General features: G+C 67.0%; 22 protein-coding genes. 6 read left to right on the top strand and 16 right to left on the bottom strand.

The genetic code is table 11. From position 1 onward, the window contains the following. The first annotated feature begins 43 nt into the window (after positions 1 to 43). Together AC1DMA_RS08620 and AC1DMA_RS08615 are read left to right on the top strand one after the other, a co-directional pair. Positions 44 to 1405 (top strand): ATP-binding protein, encoded by a 1362-nt coding sequence (locus tag AC1DMA_RS08620; RefSeq protein WP_478143922.1) that lies wholly within the window; start codon positions 44 to 46, stop codon positions 1403 to 1405. After that, the gene (locus AC1DMA_RS08615; protein WP_478128089.1) at positions 1402 to 2031 is read left to right on the top strand and encodes a response regulator; all 630 of its coding nucleotides are present in this window, start codon (positions 1402 to 1404) and stop codon (positions 2029 to 2031) included. Before AC1DMA_RS08620 ends, AC1DMA_RS08615 begins: the two co-directional genes overlap by 4 nt. Before the next feature lie 12 nt (positions 2032 to 2043). Here AC1DMA_RS08615 and AC1DMA_RS08610 read toward each other — a convergent pair whose 3' ends face one another. The 6 genes from AC1DMA_RS08610 to AC1DMA_RS08585 form a co-directional block, all read right to left on the bottom strand. After that, entirely contained in the window at positions 2044 to 2709 is a 666-nt protein-coding gene (locus AC1DMA_RS08610; RefSeq protein WP_478143921.1) for an HAD family hydrolase, read from the bottom strand. A 31-nt stretch (positions 2710 to 2740) separates the two neighbouring features. Continuing rightward, entirely contained in the window at positions 2741 to 3559 is an 819-nt protein-coding gene (locus tag AC1DMA_RS08605) for a formylmethanofuran dehydrogenase subunit C (protein ID WP_478143920.1), read from the bottom strand. After that, on the bottom strand, positions 3556 to 4479 hold the full coding sequence (fhcD, locus tag AC1DMA_RS08600; protein ID WP_478143919.1) for a formylmethanofuran--tetrahydromethanopterin N-formyltransferase: 924 nt from the start codon (positions 4477 to 4479) through the stop codon (positions 3556 to 3558). Before fhcD ends, AC1DMA_RS08605 begins: the two co-directional genes overlap by 4 nt. A gap of 61 nt (positions 4480 to 4540) precedes the next feature. Then, positions 4541 to 6232, bottom strand: a complete 1692-nt coding sequence (locus AC1DMA_RS08595) for a formylmethanofuran dehydrogenase subunit A (RefSeq protein WP_478143918.1) — start codon at positions 6230 to 6232, stop codon at positions 4541 to 4543. After that, the gene (locus AC1DMA_RS08590) at positions 6229 to 7533 is read right to left on the bottom strand and encodes a molybdopterin-binding domain-containing protein (RefSeq protein WP_478143917.1); all 1305 of its coding nucleotides are present in this window, start codon (positions 7531 to 7533) and stop codon (positions 6229 to 6231) included. The genes AC1DMA_RS08595 and AC1DMA_RS08590 overlap by 4 nt, the downstream gene beginning before the upstream one ends. Positions 7534 to 7745: 212 nt before the next feature. Next, positions 7746 to 8447, bottom strand: coding sequence for a HisA/HisF-related TIM barrel protein (locus AC1DMA_RS08585; protein ID WP_478143916.1), 702 nt, complete (start codon positions 8445 to 8447; stop codon positions 7746 to 7748). 35 nt (positions 8448 to 8482) lie between these two features. Here AC1DMA_RS08585 and AC1DMA_RS08580 point away from each other — a divergent pair, with 35 nt between their 5' ends. From AC1DMA_RS08580 to AC1DMA_RS08570, 3 genes are read left to right on the top strand one after another with little or no spacing between them, the layout of a single operon-like run. After that, positions 8483 to 9448 carry an ATP-grasp domain-containing protein gene (locus AC1DMA_RS08580; protein WP_478143915.1) on the top strand — a complete coding sequence of 322 codons (966 nt, stop codon included), beginning with the start codon at positions 8483 to 8485 and terminating at the stop codon, positions 9446 to 9448. Then, positions 9441 to 10550, top strand: coding sequence for a hydantoinase/oxoprolinase family protein (locus AC1DMA_RS08575; protein ID WP_478143914.1), 1110 nt, complete (start codon positions 9441 to 9443; stop codon positions 10548 to 10550). The genes AC1DMA_RS08580 and AC1DMA_RS08575 overlap by 8 nt, the downstream gene beginning before the upstream one ends. Further along, positions 10538 to 11134: an amino acid kinase family protein gene (locus AC1DMA_RS08570; RefSeq protein WP_478143913.1), complete on the top strand. Its 597-nt coding sequence runs from the start codon at positions 10538 to 10540 to the stop codon at positions 11132 to 11134. Before AC1DMA_RS08575 ends, AC1DMA_RS08570 begins: the two co-directional genes overlap by 13 nt. Here the strand turns inward: AC1DMA_RS08570 and AC1DMA_RS08565 are convergent. The 5 genes from AC1DMA_RS08565 to AC1DMA_RS08545 are packed head-to-tail and all read right to left on the bottom strand — an operon-like array spanning position 11113 to position 16450. After that, entirely contained in the window at positions 11113 to 11835 is a 723-nt protein-coding gene (locus AC1DMA_RS08565) for a (5-formylfuran-3-yl)methyl phosphate synthase (RefSeq protein WP_478143912.1), read from the bottom strand. The genes AC1DMA_RS08570 and AC1DMA_RS08565 overlap by 22 nt on opposite strands. After that, positions 11832 to 12443: a DUF447 domain-containing protein gene (locus tag AC1DMA_RS08560; RefSeq protein ID WP_478143911.1), complete on the bottom strand. Its 612-nt coding sequence runs from the start codon at positions 12441 to 12443 to the stop codon at positions 11832 to 11834. The genes AC1DMA_RS08565 and AC1DMA_RS08560 overlap by 4 nt, the downstream gene beginning before the upstream one ends. Continuing rightward, a complete protein-coding gene (locus tag AC1DMA_RS08555) occupies positions 12440 to 13777 on the bottom strand; it encodes a DUF6513 domain-containing protein (RefSeq protein WP_478143910.1) in 1338 nt (445 codons plus the stop codon). The genes AC1DMA_RS08560 and AC1DMA_RS08555 overlap by 4 nt, the downstream gene beginning before the upstream one ends. Further along, positions 13756 to 14361: a flavoprotein gene (locus AC1DMA_RS08550; protein WP_478143909.1), complete on the bottom strand. Its 606-nt coding sequence runs from the start codon at positions 14359 to 14361 to the stop codon at positions 13756 to 13758. The genes AC1DMA_RS08555 and AC1DMA_RS08550 overlap by 22 nt, the downstream gene beginning before the upstream one ends. Continuing rightward, positions 14351 to 16450: a sigma-54-dependent Fis family transcriptional regulator gene (locus AC1DMA_RS08545; protein ID WP_478143908.1), complete on the bottom strand. Its 2100-nt coding sequence runs from the start codon at positions 16448 to 16450 to the stop codon at positions 14351 to 14353. Before AC1DMA_RS08545 ends, AC1DMA_RS08550 begins: the two co-directional genes overlap by 11 nt. Before the next feature lie 139 nt (positions 16451 to 16589). Between AC1DMA_RS08545 and AC1DMA_RS08540 the strand changes: the two genes are divergently transcribed. Continuing rightward, on the top strand, positions 16590 to 17090 hold the full coding sequence (locus AC1DMA_RS08540) for a dihydroneopterin aldolase (protein WP_478143907.1): 501 nt from the start codon (positions 16590 to 16592) through the stop codon (positions 17088 to 17090). A 127-nt stretch (positions 17091 to 17217) separates the two neighbouring features. On the opposite strand, the gene fae is transcribed toward AC1DMA_RS08540, so the two are convergent. From fae to AC1DMA_RS08515, 5 genes are all read right to left on the bottom strand, one after another. Next, complete coding sequence (gene fae, locus AC1DMA_RS08535; RefSeq protein ID WP_478128105.1) at positions 17218 to 17730, bottom strand: formaldehyde-activating enzyme; 513 nt, start codon at positions 17728 to 17730, stop codon at positions 17218 to 17220. 94 nt (positions 17731 to 17824) lie between these two features. Next, positions 17825 to 18730, bottom strand: coding sequence for a triphosphoribosyl-dephospho-CoA synthase (locus AC1DMA_RS08530; protein ID WP_478143906.1), 906 nt, complete (start codon positions 18728 to 18730; stop codon positions 17825 to 17827). Then, entirely contained in the window at positions 18727 to 19683 is a 957-nt protein-coding gene (locus AC1DMA_RS08525; protein ID WP_478143905.1) for an ATP-grasp domain-containing protein, read from the bottom strand. Before AC1DMA_RS08525 ends, AC1DMA_RS08530 begins: the two co-directional genes overlap by 4 nt. Next, positions 19683 to 20693, bottom strand: a complete 1011-nt coding sequence (gene mch / locus AC1DMA_RS08520) for a methenyltetrahydromethanopterin cyclohydrolase (protein ID WP_478143904.1) — start codon at positions 20691 to 20693, stop codon at positions 19683 to 19685. The genes AC1DMA_RS08525 and mch overlap by 1 nt, the downstream gene beginning before the upstream one ends. Then, positions 20690 to 21808, bottom strand: coding sequence for an ATP-grasp domain-containing protein (locus AC1DMA_RS08515; RefSeq protein ID WP_478143903.1), 1119 nt, complete (start codon positions 21806 to 21808; stop codon positions 20690 to 20692). The genes mch and AC1DMA_RS08515 overlap by 4 nt, the downstream gene beginning before the upstream one ends. Positions 21809 to 21822 lie beyond the last annotated feature (14 nt).

The following is a 21822-nucleotide window of genomic DNA, read 5'->3' as shown; positions in this document are numbered from 1 at the left end:
CCATGACCCGCGTGTGTGTGCCAACCGGGCCCCGCGTCCGCTCATGAGCCTTCGGCTGAAGATCAACCTGATCGTCCTTGCGCTGACTGTTCTCTTCGCAGCAACCGTGCTCGCGCTGGAGATACGCAGCATGCGCGAGTCCGTGAACGAGGAAGTGGTGGCGGCCAACCGCGTCGCCGCGCTGCTGCTGCAGGGCACCGCGGTGCGCTACGCAGCGCAGGGCACGCCGGCGATGCTGGCCTTCCTCCAGAGCATCGGACGGATTCGCTCGAACGATCTCACGCTGTTCGACGCGCAAGGCAAGGAGTTGTACCGTTCACCGCCGCCCACCTACAAGGCCGGACGAGACGCGCCCGATTGGTTCGGTGCGCTGATTGCGCCACCGCCGTCGGTGCAAGCCATCGAGTTCCCCGACGGCAAGCTGGTCGTGCGCGCGAATGCCACCCGTGCCGAGGTCGATGCCTGGGACTACGTGGTGACCCTCGCCGCGGGTGCGCTCGGATTCCTCGTCGTCGTCAACGCCATGGTGTTCTGGCTGGTCGGGCGGGCGGTGCGGCCCTTCGGCCAGATCGTGCAGGCGCTGAACCAGTTGCAGGCCGGGCGCTTCGACTCGGCACTCCCGCCACTGGCCGGGACCGAGGCCGCAGCGATCGGCGCGGCCTTCAACCGCATGGTCCGTGAGCTGCAGGGGCACATCGAGACAGAGCGCCGCGCGGTGCGGGCCGAACTGCAGCTCTCCGACAGCCGGGATCTCACGCAATGGATCGACAAGCACATCGAAGCCGAACGCCGCATGATCGCGCGTGAACTGCACGACGAGCTCGGCCAGTCGGTGACGGCGATGCGCAGCATGGCGCTGTCGATCGCCACGCGCGTGCACTCGTTCGATCCGCAGGCCGAACAGGCGGCGCGCCTGATTGCCGACGAGTCCTCGCGCTTGTACGACGCGATGCACGGCATCATCCCGCGCCTGACACCACTGGTGCTGGACAACTTCGGGCTGGCCGAAGCATTGAACGACCTGGCGGAGCGCACTCAACGCGTCCACGCCGACGTGCAGATCGCCCTGAAGGTCGAACTGGCCGATGCGGCGCCGTGCGCCGACGTGTCGCTTGCCTTGTATCGGGCGGCGCAGGAGGGGATCACCAACGCGCTGCGCCACGGTCAGGCCCGCCATCTGCAGCTCAGCGTGGAACAGCACGCCGGCGATGTGACGCTGGACCTTGTCGATGACGGCAACGGCATGCCGCCCGAGGATCCCCGGCGCGCCGGCCACTACGGACTGCGTTGGCTTGCCGAACGCGTGGAGGGCCTGGGCGGCGCCGTGAGAATAGAGCGCGCGGTGCCTCGCGGCGTGCGGCTGCACGTGCGCCTGCCGATGTCCACCCGCAAGGAGGCTGCATGATTCGCGTGTTGCTGGTCGATGACCACAAGCTGGTGCGCATGGGTTTTCGCATGCTGCTGGCGGATGCACAGGTTGAAGTGGTGGGAGAGGCTGAAAGCGGCGAGCAAGCCTGCGTCGATTACCCGCGCGTCAAGCCGGACGTGGTGGTGATGGATCTCTCGATGCCCGGCATGGGTGGCCTGGAGGCCGTCCGGCGGCTTCTGGCGCAAGACCCGAAGGCTCGCGTGCTGGCCCTGTCGGCCCATGAGGACACTGCCCATCCACGGCGCGTGCTGCGCGCCGGGGCGCTGGGCTACCTGACCAAACGCAGCGCGCCCGATGCACTGATCGCCGCAGTGACTGCGGTGGCGCGCGGCGAACGCTACGTCGATGCCCAGACAGCACAAGCCCTGGCGCTGACACAGCTCGAAGGCTCCGCCAGTCCGGCCGACACGCTGAGCGAGCGCGAGTTCTCGGTCTTCATCCAATTGGCTCATGGCCAAAGCGTGGCGCAGATCGCCGAGACACTGAACCTGTCGCCGAGCACGGTCGGCACGCACCTCTACCACGTCAAGCAGAAGCTGGGCGCGAGCAACCAGTCGGAGCTGACGCTCGTCGCGCTGCGCTGGGGACTGATCCAGGCCTGAAAGAAGAACCGCTCACAGGTCGAGGATCGGCCATCCGGATGCCTCGGCGTGCGCACGCAGTCGTTCGTCCGGGCAAACCACCACGGGGTGCGAGACGGCATTGAGCAATGGCAGATCGCCCATGGCGTCCGAATAGAACCACGACTGCCCGAATTCGGCCAGGCCGTGCCGTGACCCCGATGGCTGCATGGCGAGCCAATCATTGACGCGCGTCACCTTGTGCTGCCGATAGCAGGGCTCGCCATCGATCTCTCCGGTGAAAGGGGCACCCTCCACACCATCCACGGTGGCGGGGCGCGTGGCCACCAGTTGATCGATGCCGAACAGGCGGGCGATCGGGCGGGAAATCAGTTCCGTCGTCGCCGTGACGATGGCGCACAGGTCACCCTTGCGCTGGTGACGCTTCACGAGCGCCAGGGTCGATGCCGGTATGCGCGAAGCCGTCTCGATCTCGAATTCACGTTGCCAGTGCGCCAGCGTCGCACGCGGAACCTGCAGCAGGGGTTGCATGTTCGCGCGGTGCATCGCATGGATGTCGAGCGTGCCTGCGATGTATTCGTGACAGTAGGCCAGATAGCGCGCTTCGGCCTCCGCCGGCAGGATGCTTTTGCGTATGAGGAATTGCGTCCAGGCCATGCCGCTGTCGAAGGGGATCAGCGTGAGATCCAGATCGAACAAGGCGAGATCGCGGGAGACGGTGCGAGGACCCTTATCGGGCAATGATGATCTCCCCTCTTCCATCCGCCGCCAAGTCGCCCAGGTGCCGTTCGGTGCGCCGTGCGGCCAGCGCTGCGAAGGGTCCGCCATGGCGCGCAAGATCACGCGCCAGCAGTTGCCAGAAGACCTCCGCCCCGCCGAGCGCGGGAACGAAGGTCGAGGAAATGTCCGAAGGTTCGGGCTCGCGGGCGAACACGACGCTGCCGCGTCGCATGCCCCAGCCCACATGTGCCCCGGCACGCCCGCCGATGGCGACGGTGCCGGCCACCAGGCGAGACGCGAGGAAGTCGCCGGCATTCCCATGGACGATGGCGCTGCCACGCCGCATGCGATCCCCGAATCGGGCACCGGCATGGCCCTTGACGACGAAGGTGCCGCCACGCATGCCGTCCATGCTGCCTGGCAGGGTGCTCGCCGCGAAATCATCCACGTCGCCCTGCACCGTGAAGCTGCCGCCTGCCATTTCGCACGCGGCCAGCAAACCGGCCCGGCCTTCGACGACAAGCTCGCCCGCGCTCATGCAGCCGCCGGCATAGTGCCCGACGTTCCCGACCACGCGGATACGGCCTGCCGCCAGTTGCCAGCCCACCCGATCGAAACGCGACAGGTCGCCCTCGAAGATGAGCGAATCGCCATGGTCATGCGAATCGATCCGAAAGAACTCGGCCAGAGCAAGCCTTGCATTGCCGTATCCCAACTGCAGCCGTTCGACTTCGGCCGCCGAAAGCCGGGCCAGCGAGGTCGGCGTCACGCCGCGCAGGTCCACCCGAAGCGCAGGCGATGCCTTGAGCGTCAACCGCCAGCCGGTCATGGCCCGCCCTCCCCCAGCAGCCTGTGCAGATGGAAGTGGAACGGACCGAGCTTGCCGCCGTAGTTGCCGGCCGCGATGCGCAGCAATCCATTGGCAGCACCCCATGCGATGCCGGCCTGCATGCCCACGCGCATCGCCGCGCCGACGTCGGCTTCGGTCAGGCCATCGATCACGATCTCCATCACGCACCGCGTTTGCGGCGTCAGTTCGCTGTGCGCCACCAGGCCATGCAGGCTGGGGCAGAACGCATCGTTGGTCGACGCGTTGAGCGCGGCGTATTTGCTGCCCACCTTGGAGCCGGAGCGCACCACCCCCCCGGGGAAGGGCATGATCACATTGCGAAGCGCCTTCATCGCTCGCACGGCGGCCTCTGCGACGGCCAGCGCGCTGTCGGTGTCGCTGCACAGCAGCAGCAGGTTGCCGCCGCCCACGCCCTTCACCACCGCCGTGGTTTCCTGCGCAACGAACTCGCCATCCATCACCGGAACCCGCCAATAGCGGACGCCGTCAATCACCTTGGAGATCTGCCAGCCATCGCCGAAGAAGCGCAGGTTCTGTCCCAGCGCGATCGCCTCGCCTTCGGCGATGCCGGCGTAGACCGCCGTCGTCGGGCAGGTCAGTACGCATTGGCCGACACGCCGCTCGACCTGCTTGGCCAACTCCTTGCCCGACATCGAGAAGATCAGCACGCTCAGGCCTGGCCGTCCGTCGGGCGTCTCTTCGGAGCCGAGTTCGCGTTCGATGCCAGCCTCGCACCCGCAGGCAATCACCGAAGTCGCAAACCCGGTCGCCGACACCGCCGCGTGACGCGCCCAGGCGGCGTTGTGCGCGGTGATGACGATGCGCGTGGCCTTCATCGGAAAGGCTTCGGCAAAGCCATCATCGATCTGTACGCCGTTGCGTATCAATGCATCGCTCACTGGGCAACCTCCGTGCTTCGCACTGCGGTGCGAGCTTGCTTGGAGCGGTCCGGCGCGGCGCTCATGAGACGCTCTTGAAGCACGCCGCCGGCAGAAGGCGCCCGCCATTGCAGCAACGGCACAGCTCGTCGTGCCCGATCGCAATGTGGTCGAAGCTCACGGAACCGTGCGACGCAAGATGCCGGCGCAAGGTCTTCTCGACACCGCGGTCGTAATCCGGCTCGACGAAGTGCGTGCCGCCAACCGGCACCGCGGTGATGCGCCCTGCCCGCGCCACCAGTTCGCCATCCTTGAAGACGCACTCAGGCGTGGAGAACATGGCTTCGCGGTCAATCTGCTCGCGGTAGACCGCGATGTCTGCCGCTCCGCCCACGCCCAGGTGGCCGCGGTCGCGCAGGCCCAGCAGCCTCGCCGGTGCGGCTCGCGTCATGATGGCGATCTCCCGCAGCGTCAACTCGCGCGTGATCGAACGCAGCGCGCAGTTCGCGACAACGTCCGGATGCAACCTGGTCAATTGCTCCTCGCGGAAGCTGCGATCCATGAGCAGGCGGATGAGGTGCGGGTAGCTGGTGAACGGTCCGCCGTTGGGATGGTCCGTGGTCAGCACCACGCGCCACGGGTCCGTGACAAGCAGGAAGATTTCCAGGCCGATGACCCACTGCAATGCATTCACGTAGCTCTGCTCGCGGTACTTGAACGGAACGACGCCGCAACCGGCCTCGCATTCGATGTCGCTGCCCGCCCACTTGCGCGGGCTGGCGAGTCCCGATTGGGCATGTTGACGCATCGAGTCGGCCGAGGCGGTGACGGTCTGGCCGAACATGATCTGTCCCACATCAATGCTGATGTTCGGGTTGGCATTGACCGCCTCCGCAAGTTGCAGTGCCGCCGATGAGAACTTCCTGGGTCCTTCGGTGCCGTAGGCGTGGAACTGCACATGCGTCAGGTGTGCGGGCAAGCCTTCGAGCGCCTGGATGGTCTGAAGGGTCGATTCGATGTTGCCCGCCACGCCCAGGTTGCTGCCATGGATGTGCAGCGGGTGCGGTACGCCGAGTTCCCGCAGGGCGCGCGCCAGCGTGTGCACGACTTGGCGCGGCGTCACCTGCCAGTGGACATGGCGCTCGTCGACGTCCAGCTTGCGCTGGTTGAACTTGAAGGCCGAGATGCCTGCGGGGTTGACCACCTTGACGCCCATGGCCTTGGTGGCGTGCATCGTCCAGCCCATGTAGTCGCGGATTGTCTCGAAGTTGTGGCCGGCCTCGCCGCCCTTGGCCAGCAGTTCGAGGAACAGCTCGTCGTTGCCGAGCATCACGTAGGCGCCATGGTCGAGGATCGGCGTGTCGCCCATCTCCATGTGCGCCTGGCGTGCGTTGCTCGCGATCATGGCCGGCTCGAAGGCTGCGGTGTAGCCCATCTCGACGTAGCGGTAGCCGGTGGCCAGCGTGCCGGGCGCGCAACCGCCGCAGGACGCGAGTTCGAGCGCATTGCCGGGAAGCCCGATCGGATTGCCCTCGGCACGACGGTCCTCGGGCATCAGCAGGCGCGCCAGGTTGATCTTGCCGCCGCCAATGTGCGTGTGCATGTCGATGCCGCCTGCCATCACGACGCATCCGGTCGCGTCGATCTCGGCGTCGACCGGATCGCGCGCGTCGAGCGGGGCGATGCGTCCGTCCTGCACGCACAGATCGCGGATCGTGTCCGCGGGCTGCGTCGGATCGATGATCCTGCCGCCGCGAAGGCGAAGGCTGCTCATCGGCCGGCCTCCGCGTGCAACGCCGACACGCGCTGCGTGATGCTGCCGAGCACATCGCAAAGCATCGGCAAGGTGTCGCGATAGACCGGAACCAGCGGCAGCACCGCGCCGCCGTCGGCCCGAAAGAGATGGCCGGGCGATCCGATGCCCGGTGTCGATACCGGAATGAAGATGCTCCCGGTGCGCCCAGCCGACGAAGCCAGATCGGGGTGCCCCAGCACGACAAGCGGCAGGGCCGTCGCGGGCGGCGTACAGGTGGCGTCGAAGCTCGAAATCCACAGCAGGCAGTCCACGGCCCCGTCCGCCAGCAGGCGCATGGCGTCGAAGCACAGCGGTTCGTGCTCCAGCCCGCCCGGGCCCGCACGCGAGCGCAAGGGCAATCCCGACAACCAGGTGAACACCTCGTTGACCGTGCGTGCGCCATTGCCGCCGCCGAGCCACATCGCGCCTGCGCGGGTGGTGGCATTCAAGATGGCGACGATCCGATGGACGCCTTCGATGATCAATGCACCGTGCGCCGGCAAGCGGTCCGTCTGGCCGACGATCACGGCGTAGCGCGCGGCGCGCAACCGCTCGGACAACGCTGCGAGCGGCAAAGGAACGTCGCGCACGGCGCGCCGCGCCACAAGCGCCGATAGCAGTGCGACCGTCGAGAACAGGTCGCCATGCAGAGGGATGGATTCGGTCGTGATGCCGCGGTGGTGGGCCAATGCCGCGAGGCTCGCCGAATCGGTCGCCCCATTCCCCAGGCAGACCACATGCCGCTGCGGCACCAGGCTCTCCTCCCCCAGCCCAGAACGCGCAAAGAACTCTGCAGCTGCGCCGCCGGGCAGTTCACCGATGCAAACGACGAGATCGGCGCGCGTGCGCACCTCGGCCAGCGTGGTGGCAAAGCCGCCGCGATCCTGCAGCGCTCGCACGGACTGCATGAGCGCGTCGCCGCCGACGGGGTCGCAGATTGCGCCCGTCTTGCAGGCCAGACGGTAGATCGCCCGGGCGCCCGCGACGTCGGTGCCCAGGCCGCCGACGAGTAGCTGACGGCTCTCGGCCAGGACGCTGGAAGCGGCAGCGACTGCATGGGCCAGTTCAACAGCTTGCCCATCGATCAGCGGCCTCGCCGCAGAGGGCTTGCCCGAAAACTGCGCGAGACCCATGCGCGCACTCGCGCATTCGCCGTCGGCCAGTTCCAGTGTTGTGCCGGATGCGCTGGGCCGAACGCTCAGGTTGTCACAAAGCAACAGACAGAAAGGACAGGTCCAGCGCACCGCGTCCCCTTTCGTCGCCAGCAATGGTTCGGTCATCGCGCTGCTTCACGCAAGCGATGTGCCACGGCGCACCACGACAATGCCCGCCCCCGCGCGGACGGACGGCCGTCAGAAGTGAAACACTGTGTGGCGCGCCGTGTTTCAGTTCTGACCTGAGCGCACCATCGCAGGCCCGCATGGCAACCGTATCGCGTTGGCACGAAACGTGATGCGGCAACGCCCATGATGCGAACCAACTCTGGCTTGGGTCAGCCGACTACGCGGGGCAACCCGCCATCATGCAGCGCGCTGGCCACCAGCCAGGCACCGGCACCGGCGTCGCTGGCTGCCTTCAGGTCGCTCTGGTTGCGGATGCCGCCGGCGCCGACGACGAAGGTCGTGGGAGATTTGCGACGCACGTCGACCAACGTCTCCAGATCCGGACCCGCGCCTGCGCCGACGCGTTCGAGCGTCATCACGATCACGCGCCCAGGCCACAGCGCGGGTGCATCCCAGCAACCCGCGACATCCAGGTGCTGGCCGTCGCGGCGGTCCAGCGACAGCACGCCCTCCCCCCCATCGGCGAAGCAGCGCTCGAGTTCTTCGCGCGATGCCAGCGACTCGCTGCCGAAGACCGGAACGACCCGTTGGCTCGCGGCGCCGAGTTGGACCTTCATCGCGTCGGCCGCGCCTGCGCCGGCAAAGCCGGCATCGAGCCAAAGCTCGAGCCCCGGCATGGCTTGCAGAAGCGTGCGCAAAACTGCGGACTGGCTCCGGCCTCCCAGCAGGGCATCGAGATCAGCCACGTACAACTGGTGCGTAGCGCAGTGCTCGCACAAAATCTTCGCCACCGTGACCGGATCGCTGCTGCAGCACAGCCGCGACTCGATGGGTCGATACGACTGGCGGTTGCCGCGCACGGCACGCACCACTTGACCCTGCATGAGGTCGATGACGGGAATGAGGTTCATGTGGAGCGAGCCAAGAGGAGGAGACAGGTGGAGCGATGAAGCGGATCTTTGTCTATGAATACCTGAGCGGCGGCGGGGAGATGGCCTCCGGCGACCTGCTGGCGATGGGCCAGTCGATGCGCAACGCCATCATGGCCGACTTGCTTCGCCTTGGAAACCTCGATCTATCGGTCGCGACCTGCACGCTGGCGTCGCGCGTGCCGGAGCCGGCCCGGCCCGTGACGCCGCGCAACGGCGAACCGGCCTTCGAGTTCGTCAGGCGCCAGGCCCATGCGCACGATCTCTCGTGGGTGGTCGCACCCGAAACCGATGGGCTTCTGGCGGGCTTGCGGCAATGCGTCGATGCGGAACGCTGGCTGGGCTGCGATGCCTCGGCGATCGAACTCGCGACGCGCAAGCGCATGACATTGACGACCCTGGCCGGATCCGGCATCGCCACGCCGTTGGCCTTCGAACACGAGCCCGAAGCCAGGCGCTGGGTGGTCAAGCCGGACGATGGCGCCGGGGCCGTCGAGACATGGCTCCACGACGATCAGGAAGCGGCGATGCAAGACTGGTCGATGCGCTCTCGCGCCGGCCGCGCGATGGCGATCGAGCCTTGGGTGGAGGGCATGCCGCTCAGCCTGTCGCTGCTGTGCGGCACGAAGGGATGCGAACTGCTGAGCATCAATCGTCAACACCTGGACGTCGACGCGCAGGGCCACGTGTCGTTTCTCGGCGTCGACGTGAATGCGGTGCCGCTCACCGATCCGCGCGGCGCGAGCTTGAGCGCCTTGTCCAGGCGCGTTCACCAGGCCGTTCCCGGTCTGCGCGGCTTCGTCGGCATCGACCTCGTGTGGCATCAACAGCGCGGCCCGGTGGTCATCGAGATCAATCCGCGCGTGACCAGCGCCTACGTCGGCCTTTCGCGCTCCGCGGGACGCAATCTCGCGGCCGAGGTGATCGCAATTGGGGAGGCGGAGCGGACCTCGCGATCGAAGGCGGCGCATGCCCATGGCTGAACGCATCGTGATCGGCTGGGACATCGGCGGCGCACACGCCAAGGCGTGCCTTCTGCAAGGCGGACAAGTGCTCGACGTGGCCCAATGGCCCTGCCCGCTGTGGCTGGGCATGGACCGCCTCGATGCCGTGCTCCATTCGGCACGCCAGCGATGGAACAGCCTGGGAACGGCGCAGCACGCGGTGACCATGACCGGCGAGATGGTCGACCTGTTCGCAGACCGTGAAGATGGCGTGCGAAAGATCGCGGGGCAACTGTCGCATGCACTGGGGCCTGGTTCCGTTCACTTCTTCGCCGGCGACGCCGGCTGGTGCCGCCATGCCGATGTGCCGGACCTGTGGAACGCCATCGCCTCGGCCAACTGGCTCGCGACGGCGCGCCATGCCGCGCTGTACATCGGGACCGGCTTGCTGGTGGACATCGGCAGCACGACGACCGACCTGATCGCATTCAAGGATGGACGCATCCTCACCGGCAACCGCACCGACGCGCAGCGCCTCGCGAGTGGCGAACTGGTCTACCACGGCGTCGTGCGCACGCCGCTTTGCGCAGTGGCGCAGCGCATCGACTGGCGCGGCACACCGCACAACGTGATGAATGAATTCTTCGCGACCAGCGCGGATGTGTACCGCCTGACCGGTGAACTGAAAGCGGCCCGCGATCTGTACCCCGGCGCCGACAACGCCGGCAAGGACCCGGATGCCACCCGCCAGCGGCTGGCCCGCATGATCGGGCTCGATCGGCGCGATGGCTCGACGGACGATTGGCTCGACTTTGCGCGGTCCTGGCGGGTGCTGCAGGTCGGCGTTCTAGGCAGCGAGATGCGGCGGGTGATCGGGGCACACGCGCTTCCGGACAGTGCGGTGATCGTCAGCGCCGGTTGCGGCGACTTCCTGGTGCCCGATGTGGCGGCGAGCGCAAGGGCGGGCACGCCCGGATCCCGATGCGTGTCTCATCATCTCGCGTACGGCCGCGATATTGCGCGCGCCTCCGCGAACGCTGACACCGACCGCGCTGCGGTACAGGAGTGGGCTCAGGTGTGCGCGCCGTGCGTAGCCGTCGCAACCCTCTTCGACACGGACCCCGCCGTATGTGGATCGTGAAGATCGGCGGAAGCCTGAACGCAAATCCGATGCTGCCGGTCTGGCTCGACCTGCTGGCCGAATGCGGCGGGGGACGCGTGATCGTCGTCTGTGGAGGCGGTGCCTTCGGCGACGAAGTCAGGCGCGCCCAGGCGCAGTGGCGCTTCAACGACCTCAGCGCGCACAACATGGCGATTCTCGCGATGGCGCAGACCGCCTACCTCATGCACGGCCTGAATCCCGCATTGCAGCTCACGCGAACCAAGTCGGACATCCACCGCGTGCTGCACAAGGGACAGACGGCGCTGTGGCTGCCGCTCGAACTGCAACGCAACCGGTCGACCGCCCAGACGAACTGGGAGTTCACGTCCGACAGCATCGCGCTCGATCTCGCGCAGCGGCTGAATGCCGAGCGACTGGTGCTGGTCAAGGCGTGCGAGATCGACCCGAGGTTGAGCCTGGCCCAGTTGGGCGAGGCGGGCGTGGTCGATCGTTCCTTCGGGCCGCTGTCGGACGGCTCGGCCTTTCCGATCGACATCGTTCACTGCAACGAAGTGACGCGCGTACGTGCGTTGCTCCTTGGTCACGTCAGGTTCGGCGATTGATGGGGCGTGCCGGCTTCGGCGCGCTCATGCCCGTGCATGAGCGCGACCAGTGACTGCAAGCGCCGAGGATCGAGCGCGGAGCTTCGATCGCCCTCGCACACCGCCGTGCGAAAGCCTGCAAAGTCAGGCGCGAGCGTACGCAATAGCGGTTCGTGCATCGGGCGCAGCGCGCCGGCCAGGCCGACCATCGTCCCGGTCGCGCGCACGGCGGCAATGAAGCGGCGCAGATCTTCCATCGGCACCGCGTCGAAAAGGCTGCCGGCACTTTTGTCGAAGGTGTCGGCCATCACGCCCGGAAACCCCAACGCGCAGGCGTGCGCCACATCGGCCAGCTCCAGGCCCTTGTCCGCGATGAAGACCGGCACGATGGGCCAGGCACTGGCGGCAAGCGCGTCGAGCACCACGCGCGCTTGCGGCACGCGCTCGATACCGACCTTCACATAGTCGACGCCGCACGCGCCGACGGCATCGACACACGTCGCAATGCGGTGCGTCTCGTGCATCGCCACGTCGCCGATGGTGGCGCTGATCGCCAGGCCACTGTCATGCCGGCGCAGTGCACTCACGATGTCGCGAATGGTGGCGATCGGCAGGCCGCCCAACGCACCATGGCCGGGCTCCTTCAGATCGATGAAGTCGACTTTTCCCTCGGCTGCCAGCAAGGCTTCTTCGACACTGCGAACACTCACGAGCAATTTCATGACGATGGTCCCTGGGTGGCATCGGCGCCCTCGGCGGCTTTGGCGGCCTTGGCGCGATGCCGTTGCACTGCGTCGACGAGCCACCCCCAGGCTTCACGCTCCTGGGACCCGGCCGTCTTGTCGATGGCGATCTGCAGATAGGCCATCTCGCTGTCCACCTTCTGTGGCGCCAGCATGTGCAGCCGGCTCACCAGCACCGCACCCTCGATGACGGCCGCCTGCGCGCGGTTGAAGCCGGCGAAACTCGAATGCACGACCTCGTGAACCCGCATCATGTGCAGCGCCGGCCGCTGTACGTCATCGATGCGTTCGGCGAGGCTCAATTCCACGTGGCTCAAGGCGCTGTCCAGGCGCACACCGGCGATCTTCTCGGCCGGCTGGGTCGGCCAATCTCTACGGCCGGTCACGCAGCCGGCGAAGACGCGCGTGTCAGTCACGATGTTGAGCACCGCACAACCGGTCGCGGCGATGTTGTCATAGGTGGTCGATGGCTTGAAGGGCATCAGCACGACGCGCTCGCCGCGATAGCGCACGCCCATCGGGGCAACGTGCGGCTTGCCGTCGGGCGCGACGGTGGTCACGACGGTTTCGAAGATCACGTCGTTCATTGGGAGGGCTCTTCCGTGGCGCACCCCCAGTCCAGTGGCTGATCCTGGACGTAGCGCTTGCCCAGCTTGTGGGCGATCTCGGCGTGCGCCAGTTCCACGCCCATGTAGAAAGCGTGCGCTGCATCGGCTTCGAGCCCGAGATGCGGCCAGAACTCGAAGGCGCCCTGCCCCCGGCGCAATCCATCGCGGTTGTAGACATGCAGGCCGCTCGCCGATACCTGCACGCGGAAGTTCGGATCTCGCACCTGCGCGGCGGTGGCCGCGATCTCTTCGGGCGTATCGAGAAAGGGACGCTTGGCATGCACCGTCATCAGCGCATCGCTCAGGCCCTTGGGCAGCGTGGCGTGCTGCCGCGCGGCGTGCATGATGCGGCGCGCCCAGTCGGCCTCCTTCACCGCGCGACGGGCGTGGTTGCTGACTTGCGTGGTCAATACCGCGGCCACGTCGAGTTCGGCGCAGATTCCGAACAGCAACGCGTTGATGCCGCTGGTGTCTGCTTCCGTCAGTTCGGTCAGGTTGCCTACGCCCATCATGATCGGCGCCGTGGGAAATCGCTCGCGCAGGCGGTGATAGCGCACGATCGATTTCGTCAAGCCGAACGGGATCGGGTCGAGGATCGAATCGGCGAGAAACACCCTGCCGCGCCGCTGCATGGCTTCGACCGCTTGGTGCAGCGAGGCCTCGTCGCTGGGGTCGCGAGGGATCAGGATTGGAGTGGACGCGACTTCGTCGGCGACCCACAAAGTGTCCAGCGTCAGGCTGAGAAGGTAGTCGGCGCCCGCGCGGCCACCGCGCAGGAGTTCATCGGTATCGACGGAATCGACGCTCACCTGGAAGCCCACCTCCTTCAGCGCCTGGACGGATTCCTCGAGATGATCGAACGGCGTCTCCGGCAGGCAGCCCAGGTCGATGACGTTGGCGCCATCGGTCCTCAGGCGCCCGGCACGCGCGACGATCTCCGGCACGCACAGGCGCGGCGCGTCGACGATCTCGGCAAAGATCGCGACCTCGTATGCGCCCACCGTGATCGCGTTGGCGGCACGATCAAAAAACCGCGGCAGGTCCTTCACCTCCTCGGGACCCCGCTGCACCGGAATGCCGAAATGCCGGGACAGCGCATCCATGTCGCCGCGACAGCGCCCCGGGACGAGGATGCGGTCGACACCCTCGGGCAGCGGCACCCGACGGCGGATCATGTCGGCCGTCATCAGCCCCGCAACCTGCAAGCCCAGGTCTCGCACTTCCCAAGTGAACGGGGCTGCATCGATGCCGGCCAGAACCCGCTCCAGACTCGGCTGCGCGAGGTGCCCGGTCAGGAAGAGGATGTGTTCCATGCGCGAGAGATTTCCTTGAGTCGAACATCGAGTGCGGCTTCGAGCTCCGCCGGCGAGGTGACGACCCGACAGAAGTCGATCCCACGCAGGTGCTCCACGTTGTCCAGTTCGATCCGCCTGGGCCGCACCGTGACCCAATCGTGCGGCGAACGGGTCACGATCACCGGTTCGGTGTCGCATGCAAACACGATGCCCGGTATGCCGCGCTTGCCGGCCTGCGCGAACATGTTGGTCGGCAGCGAATCGCTGATGCCGCAGGCGCACTTGGCCACCGTGTTGCTGGTCGCCGGAGCAACGACGACGGTGTGATAGATGTCCTCGTACAGCATGCCCACGGGCACGCCGCTGGCCGTCTTGTCGCGAAAGACCCGAAACCGCGACTTCAGATCGTCGAGGTGCATCCGGTAGATCTCCAGGACTTCCTCGCCTGCAGCCGAGAGAAACAGGTCGACGTTCGGCAGTCGCGCAGCCAGCGCCATCGCTTCGTCGAGAAAGTGGCCGGAGCCGGTCACGCACCAGGCGAAGCGCGAACGCGGCTCGCCATCGTCGGCCGGCGCCGCGTCGTCGGACTCGTCAGGATTCATGCTCGGGATGGGAAACCTCGATCTGGAGCTTGTGGATCTTGCGGTAGAGCGTATTGCGGCTGACATCCAGCGCCTTGGCTACGTTGCTCACATTCCAGCGGTACTGCTCGAGCATCTGCAGCAGCAATTGCCGCTCGTTGGCCTGGATCAGGTTGAGCTTGGCGCTGCCGGGCGCGTTGTCGACGTGCCCGTCGCGCGCCGAGCCCGGCGCGGCCGCCGATGTCGCCGCCGACAGAGACGCAGGCATGTCAGACCGCTCGGCGCTCGTTTCAGGCATCGGCTCACTGTCACGCGTCGATTGGAGGTTGACCGCCATTGCAGGAAGGTGGACGCGGGTGATCGGCCTTCCGTCGGCCAGGGCCGCAGCGGTGCGCAGGACATGCTTCAACTGACGGATGTTGCCGGGCCAGGGGTGCGCCATGAGCAGCCGCTCGGCCTCGGGGCTCAGCGATACGTCGGGCCCCCCTTCGGCAGCGAGCAGCGCGCGAATGAGTTCGAGCTTGTCGCTGCGCTCGCGCAACGGGGGCATTTGCACCTCGACGCCGGCGAGCCGGTAGTACAGGTCTTCCCGAAACCGGCCTTCTCGCACCATGGACGGCAGATGGCGATGGCTGGCGCTGATCAGCTGGAAGTCGACCGCATGGCTTTCTTCGGTGCCCAGCGGCGTGACGCGACGCTCGTCGAGCACGCGCAGGAGGCGCGATTGCAGTTCGAGCGGCATGTCCGCGATTTCATCCAGGAACAGCGTGCCGCCGTGCGCCTGCAGGACCTTGCCGCGCCGTCCTGAGCGCTGTGCACCGGTGAACGCACCGGCGCAGTAGCCGAAGAGCTCGGACTCGATAAGCGCCTCCGGCAGGCTCGCGCAATTGATCGCCACGAAGGGCCCTCCCGCGCGTGGGCTGCCGTCATGCAGCGCGTGCGCCAGCACCTCCTTGCCCGAACCGGTTTCGCCGCACACCAGCACCGGCGTGCCGCGGGCAATCACCCGCCGCCCGATGGCCAGCTGCTCCGCGAGCCGAGGGTCTTCGAAGGTGCAAGCGGGCGTCGCGGTGCGCTGCACGTCGCTCGGCCGCGCCTTGGCGCGCGCAATGTGTGCCACGGCGAAGTCGACCGATGACGGCGCCAACGAGCCTGCGACTGCGTCCGCGACTGCGGCCGGGCGTCGCGCCACCGCGAAGAAACGCAACGCCGCGTCGGTTCCGTAGGTCACGACCGGGTGAAACGATGACAAGGCGCTGCGCTGCAGCATGTCGGCCAGCGAGGTCTGGAACAGGTCTTCGATGCGTCGCGAACGGATCTGGTCCATCGACTGCAGGCCGAGCTGGAACATCGCGCTGCGATTGGCGGCAAGAATGCGCCCGTCGTCGTCCACCGCGAGCTTGCCCTCGTGCAGTGTGTAGACGAATTCCGGCCGGCTGTGGAAATGCAGCGGATGCGCGTCGCGGAACTCGCGATCGATCAGGCGGTTCTCGATCATCCGTGCCGTCATGGACAACAGGACCAGCAGGTGCTGCTGCATCAGGCTGGAGCGGCTCGTGACGTCGAGCGCGGCGACGATGTTGCCCATGGGATCGAACACCGGCACCGCCGAACATGTGAGCTGTGTGAACTGCGTGTAGAAGTGGTCGTCGCGGCACACGGTCACCGGACCGGCCGCAGCCAGGCAAGTCCCCATCCCGTTGGTGCCTGCCTCGGTTTCGCTCCAGACGCCACCGGCACGCAAACCCAGCGGCCCGACTTCGGCAGCGAATTCGGGCGACGCCACCATGTGCAGGATCACCCCGTCGGTGTCGGTCAGCAACACTGCGATTTCGCCATCCGCCAACTGCTGATAGAGGGTGGTCATCTCGTAGCGCGCGCACTCGATCACCGTTGCATGGCGCGTGCGCCGCTCCTGGAGCGGCACGCGGCCGATCACGTTCGGGTCGTGCGGCTTGTCGGGCCGGAGGTGGTACTGGTCCAGACAGCGGATCCATGAGCGCATCACCACGTCCGTGGTCTGGTCCGGGAAGCCGCCGCGCACGACGCCCAGCACACGATCCGCATGAGGATCCGCCGGCTTCGCGCTCTTTCGAAGAGTCAGCGCCATCGATGTCTCCGTGTGCAACCGACGCGCCGAATGCGCTGCCTGGGACGCACTGTATGTATGGCCCGCATTTTGCAACTTGAGTTCACAGTGCGCAAAGATACTTTTGCAACCGTGCGAACCCACCACGCGAAGGAGCACGATGACCGCCGAGCATCATCCAGCGACTTCCACGGCCAGGGTTTCGCCGAACTCGCTGCCGGATTTGAGCGCGATGGACGTGATCTTCATCGAAGGCTTTGTCGGCGACACCGTCATCGGCATCCATGAGACCGAGTTGCACCGCGCGCAGCCCGTGGTGATCGACGTTCATGCGGGACTGACCCGTGCACGCGCCTGCGACACCGACCACATCGCGGACACCATCGACTACGCGGCCGTCTGCGAGCGACTGCGACGCCTGCTGGCCGCGCACGAGTTCAAGTTGCTGGAAGCCTTTGCCGAGGCGATCGCCGACATCGTGATCCACGAGTTCGGCGCAATCTGGGTCCGCGTCAAGATAGTCAAGCCGAACAAGTTCAGCGACGTGGCCGCCGTCGGCGTGCAGATCGAGCGCCGCCCGCCGCCACCCGAAGACCACCCGTCCCGCGCAGGCGCAGGCGCGGTACTGCGTCTGATCGGCTCCGGCATGGTGCCTAAATAGCGCACCGACAAATCGCGAGCAACCAGCCCCTTCCAGAACCACCGCGGTACCGGCTCAGCCGGGCCGCCGGTGTTGCCCCCTGCGAGGGGGTGGAGAGCGACACGCAGTGCGCGAGCCTGGGGGTGTGTCAGGCATGCGCCGCGAACGGGTGGGCTGCACTGCCCTTCTTGCTCACCACTTCGGCAGCCGAGGGAGAACCGGCGACAGCGCGCTGGATCGCTTCCTTCGTGGCCTGGTAGTTGTAGTCCTGGATCTTCGTGTCGTCATCGGCCAGCCAGTGAATGAAGACGCCAACGCAGACGAACACATTGTCGGCTTCGGCCTGAGGAATGGTGCCGTCCTCGACACAGTCGGCCACGGCCATGGCGACGGCTCGCTGAGCTGGCCCAAACATCTGCACGGCCTGTTTGGCGCCCTTGATCGTGACCTTGTTGAAGAGCACGGTTGCGGGCTTGGTCAGCAGATTGGGTGCAACGACGGCCATCAAGCAGGTGAAACCGTCCTTCTGATTGGTCAGGGCATTCGCGTACGCTGTTTCGGCAGGGCTGCCACGGGGCCCGATGATCAGATCGATGTGGGCTACTTCATTGCCCTCACCGACGAGTGACTCGCCGACCATCATGCGATCAATTTTTGCCATGGTTGTTAGTCTCCTGGATTGCGTTCCGGGCCAAAGGGACGCCGGCCTGCCGGCCGGCGCAATTCATCGGATATCACGTTCCGTGCCACCCGGGTCATGGGGAGGCTGTCACGCCCGCAACCAGCAACGCCGCGACCGTCAGATCAGCCGTGGTTCCGGGGTTGATCCCGTCTGCCTTGAGCGAGGCGTCCCAGGCTGCGAATTCGGGATCGGCGTCGAGCCCGCCTTCGCGGCAGGCGCGCAGCCGCCACCCCTGCGCCGCAGTCATGACAATGTGTGCCACGGCCTCGCCATGAATTCGAACAATGTGTGAATCCGCAACCCTGCCGAGCAGCGCCAGGTAGAGCCGTTGGACCGAAGCCACGGTCGCGGCATCGGGCGCGTCGTTCACCCAAGTCGCGTTCAGCGAGAACCCGCTTCCGAGCGTCGGCAACGCCAGATCGAACAACATGCCGTAGCCGTCGCGGTACTGGCGCGCGATGCTGTCCCGGTGCGCCGCAAGCGCCATGGCCGCGCGCAAGCCGACACTCGGCGCATCCCTGACGTCTTCATCAGGCGCTGTGCCGAGGCCGCCTGGGCTGGCTCGTGCGATAGCGCGGAAGGCGGCCTGTGCGTCGGACAGGTCGAGCGCGCCCAGCACCGATTCGATGGCCTCGCGCAAGGCGGCGGGTTCCGTGGCGTCAGGCCGCAGGTCGACAGCCCGCGCTATCGGCGCGCAGAGCAGCAGGATGCCCAGGTTGGTGTTGCACCCGGCGACCGCCCATGTCGCATCCACCGCGGCCTCGATACGCTCGCCGACCGATGCCCCGGGCTCGAACAGCGGTGCGGCTGCGGCCCGTGCACTGGCAATGAAACACTCGGCCGTCATGCGATGCCCGGCCGATGCGCGGCTGACGTTGCCCGGCTTGCGCACGGCCACGTCCAACTCGCAGGCGCGCAGGAAGCACGCTCTGGCGCGGTCCGTCGCGCTCCGGCGTGTATCCATGGCGATCGTGTTCATGCCTGGCGCGGCATCGTCGAGCGCGAGCCGGCCCGCGCACTCGCGAGCTTGCGATCGAGCAAGTCATCGACGATGACGCGCGCGATGTCGAAGCGGGTCACGCGCTGCAGGCCCTGCCAGGCAGCGACGCCGTTCACTTCGATCACCTGAATGCCACGTTTCGAAGGCATCAGGTCCACGCCGGCATAGTCCATGCCCAGCGCCAGCGCAGCGCCTTCGGACAGTTCAGCGAGCTCGGGCGTCAGTCCGGCCGGTTCGCAGCGCGCGCCTTGGGCCACGTTGTGAATCCAGTGACTGCTCACCCGCCGCATTGCAGTGACCGCCCTGCCCCCGACCACCAGCACCCGCCAATCGAAGCCTGGCGTCGTTTGCGGCGGAACGAAGCGCTGCAGATAGGCGAGCGATCCGTAGAGGGTGTCGATGCCCGGCAACGCACGATGGGCGCCATCCACCTGCCCCACCAACTGCAACCCCTTGCCCTGCGAACCGAACAGGGGCTTGAGCACCAGCGCATGACCGGCCGCGCCTTCGCGGATGGCGATGCGCTGCGCGTGAGCGAATGATTCTGTCGCCCATGTCGGTGGCGAGGCGATGCGCGCGGCGTGAAGCAGCAAGCTGGTCATCGACTTGTCGACGCTGCGTTCGATTGCCCGGGCATCGTTGTAGACGGGTACGCCGAGTTCACGCAGTGCATGCAACACCCCGAGGCGCTTGGTGACCTGCTCGAAGGTGCCGCTCGCGATGCCGCGCACCAGCGCCGCGTCAGGCAGATCGCGGCCGAAGCCCGGCACGACCAAGCCATGCCAGGCGGCAGTGGTGTCGATCCGGCAATCCGCCAGATCGACGCAGCGACCGACGCAGCCTCGCGCACGCAACGCCGCCTGAAGCCGGCGCGTGTGCCAGCCGGTCTCGTCGGTCATGATGGCCACCGTGAGGCCGGTGACGCTGTTCATCACGCTTCCTGCCGCCACAGGCCGAGCAGCAAGGGCATATCGAGGCCGCCGGCATGCCAGGTGTGCCCGCTGTCGATGTTGCTGACCCACACTTCGGCCGGTGCGAACAATGCGCCGTCGATCTTGTAGAAGTCGTATTCGGCCGCCTTGAAGATGTCGGCGAACGAACGACCATGGTCGCTCGAATTGCGCGACGGCAACAGCCTGGCAAGCTCGCGCGCGGCTGCATCGTCGCCGCGCACGGTGAGATGCACGCGCCCTCCGTAGAGGATCGCATCGTTGGTGCGTCCCATGGCTTCCACCCCATCGGGGCTGGGGGCCGGCAATGGCGCGGCGCCCGCGCCGCCCACGACGTTGCCGAGGTCAAAGCCCAACTGGTGCGTCTTGTGCAGCGCGACCTCCAGTACGCGCGTCACCACCTGGGTGGTGCCGGCAAGGCTGGTCGTCGGCGTGAGGATCAGCGTCAGCCTCTCTGCGCTCAAGTGGCAGTCGCGCAGCAGCTTGTCGATGATGACCTTCGGCGGCGTCCGATCGACTTCCATCACGAGCACGCCCGCATCCGCATGATCCTGGTAGCCGAGTTCACTGAAAAGCGTTTCCTTGACCGCCAGGGCGCGCGCCGGACCGGAACCGAGCGAGAAGAACTTCCTGCCTCCCGTTTCTTCCTTGCTGGCCGCGAGGCTCCAGCCGGCGTACTGGCTGCCCAGGCAGGCCAGCAGCGGTTGCGCGCTGTGCACCTCGACCCACGTGGGCCAGCCTTCCAGTCCATCAGGGCGCAAGCTGATGTGGCCGAGGCCGCCCATGCAGATCTCACCCACCAGCAGGCCCGCTGCGACACTGCCACCTACGGCGATGCCTGCATCGACGATGTAGGGGCCACCTTCGTCGCGGCTCACCCTCACGCCGAGCGCATCGGCATCGGCGAGCAAGCGCTCGACCAGCGGCCGGGCGAGCGCGTTCACGCTGAGCGTGCATGCCGCCAGGGGTGCTGTCGCGGTCGCGGCGGTCATGCGCAAGCCTCCAGGGATCGATGCACCGCATCGCGGCCGCGCTGCAGCAACTCGCGCACGTGCGCCGCGTCGGTGCCGCTGGCACTCACGCTGCACAGGGGATCGCCGGCTTCGAAGCTCGTTGCGCCGAGCGGAAGATCGTGGCAGCAGGGGCGTGCGGCGAGGCGCCGCGTGGCAGGCTCGTCCAGCCAAAGCCGACGCGGTGCGAAGACGACCTCGGTGCCGCGAATGAGACCGTGCGTCTGCACGCGAGCTTCCGGCAACTCGCCCTGCACGCAGGCACGCACGTGCGCCGCCACCATGCCGGGGCCGTAGAGCGCCATGCTGGCCGGCGGACGGGGGTTGACTTCGAGCACCTCGACGGCCTCACCATCGAGCATGAAATCCAGGCTGCCCAGACCGCGCAGTGAGAAGGCGGGCACCAGCGCACGCAGTGCGGCCGTGACGCAGTCCGCGGCGCCGGCAGGCAAGGACACCGGTCCCACCGCGCCGCAATACACGAAAGGCCGTCCCGCCAAAGGCCGCACGATCAGCTGGTTGAAGCCGAGCACCGAGGCATCGCTGCCGTTGGCCATGAATGTCATCGACATGGGCCTGCCTGCGATCTCGCGCTGGAAGTACTGATGGGCGCCCAGGACGTCGGACGATGCCGCCCGGCGAATGTGCCAGCCGCCGCAACCATGCGCATCCTTGACCAGCCAGCCGGCTGCGTCATCGGGCGCGGTCGACCGTACCGGCGGATGCGCGATCCCTCGCGCATCGAGGAGGCCGAAGAAGGCCCGTGGGTCGCGCAAGCGCCGCATCGCGTCTGCACGCGTTCCGATCAGTGGCAACAGCGCCGCGCCGCTTTCCAGCAAGTCGGGCCGGCCCTCGAAGCCGGAGCCCGCGATCCAGCCGGCCACGCGAGCACGCTGCGCAAGCGCTTCAAGCGTGGACAGCAGCCGTGCGCCGTCGATGCTCAAGCTCGCCGGATCTCCGATCGAATGCCACTCGGCGCAGGCTCGGCGGGTGTCCGCGTCGCCGAACAGATCCAGCGCCACCACCTCGAAGCCGTCATCGACGGCTGCTTCGGCCAACATGCGCGCAGAAATGGAGACCACGGCAAACGCTGTCATGTCGGGTGCCAGAG

It is taken from the genome of Variovorax sp. 05N34, from assembly GCF_056397405.1.
This window is presented reverse-complemented; position numbering and strand designations above follow the sequence as displayed.

Bases quoted from the DNA above. Each gene is read 5' to 3' on its own strand.
- AC1DMA_RS08615 (WP_478128089.1), top strand. From the start codon at position 1,402: ATGATTCGCGTGTTGCTGGTCGATGACCACAAGCTGGTGCGCATGGGT.
- AC1DMA_RS08575 (WP_478143914.1), top strand. From the start codon at position 9,441: ATGGCTGAACGCATCGTGATCGGCTGGGACATCGGCGGCGCACACGCC.
- AC1DMA_RS08620 (WP_478143922.1), top strand. From the start codon at position 44: ATGAGCCTTCGGCTGAAGATCAACCTGATCGTCCTTGCGCTGACTGTT.
- AC1DMA_RS08605 (WP_478143920.1), bottom strand. From the start codon at position 3,559: ATGACCGGCTGGCGGTTGACGCTCAAGGCATCGCCTGCGCTTCGGGTG.
- AC1DMA_RS08555 (WP_478143910.1), bottom strand. From the start codon at position 13,777: ATGGAACACATCCTCTTCCTGACCGGGCACCTCGCGCAGCCGAGTCTG.
- AC1DMA_RS08560 (WP_478143911.1), bottom strand. From the start codon at position 12,443: ATGAACGACGTGATCTTCGAAACCGTCGTGACCACCGTCGCGCCCGAC.
- AC1DMA_RS08580 (WP_478143915.1), top strand. From the start codon at position 8,483: ATGAAGCGGATCTTTGTCTATGAATACCTGAGCGGCGGCGGGGAGATG.
- AC1DMA_RS08550 (WP_478143909.1), bottom strand. From the start codon at position 14,361: ATGAATCCTGACGAGTCCGACGACGCGGCGCCGGCCGACGATGGCGAG.
- AC1DMA_RS08565 (WP_478143912.1), bottom strand. From the start codon at position 11,835: ATGAAATTGCTCGTGAGTGTTCGCAGTGTCGAAGAAGCCTTGCTGGCA.
- AC1DMA_RS08540 (WP_478143907.1), top strand. From the start codon at position 16,590: ATGACCGCCGAGCATCATCCAGCGACTTCCACGGCCAGGGTTTCGCCG.
- mch (WP_478143904.1), bottom strand. From the start codon at position 20,693: ATGACCGCCGCGACCGCGACAGCACCCCTGGCGGCATGCACGCTCAGC.
- AC1DMA_RS08590 (WP_478143917.1), bottom strand. From the start codon at position 7,533: ATGACCGAACCATTGCTGGCGACGAAAGGGGACGCGGTGCGCTGGACC.
- AC1DMA_RS08545 (WP_478143908.1), bottom strand. From the start codon at position 16,450: ATGGCGCTGACTCTTCGAAAGAGCGCGAAGCCGGCGGATCCTCATGCG.
- AC1DMA_RS08570 (WP_478143913.1), top strand. From the start codon at position 10,538: ATGTGGATCGTGAAGATCGGCGGAAGCCTGAACGCAAATCCGATGCTG.
- AC1DMA_RS08585 (WP_478143916.1), bottom strand. From the start codon at position 8,447: ATGAACCTCATTCCCGTCATCGACCTCATGCAGGGTCAAGTGGTGCGT.
- AC1DMA_RS08595 (WP_478143918.1), bottom strand. From the start codon at position 6,232: ATGAGCAGCCTTCGCCTTCGCGGCGGCAGGATCATCGATCCGACGCAG.
- AC1DMA_RS08515 (WP_478143903.1), bottom strand. From the start codon at position 21,808: ATGACAGCGTTTGCCGTGGTCTCCATTTCTGCGCGCATGTTGGCCGAA.
- fae (WP_478128105.1), bottom strand. From the start codon at position 17,730: ATGGCAAAAATTGATCGCATGATGGTCGGCGAGTCACTCGTCGGTGAG.
- AC1DMA_RS08525 (WP_478143905.1), bottom strand. From the start codon at position 19,683: ATGAACAGCGTCACCGGCCTCACGGTGGCCATCATGACCGACGAGACC.
- AC1DMA_RS08530 (WP_478143906.1), bottom strand. From the start codon at position 18,730: ATGAACACGATCGCCATGGATACACGCCGGAGCGCGACGGACCGCGCC.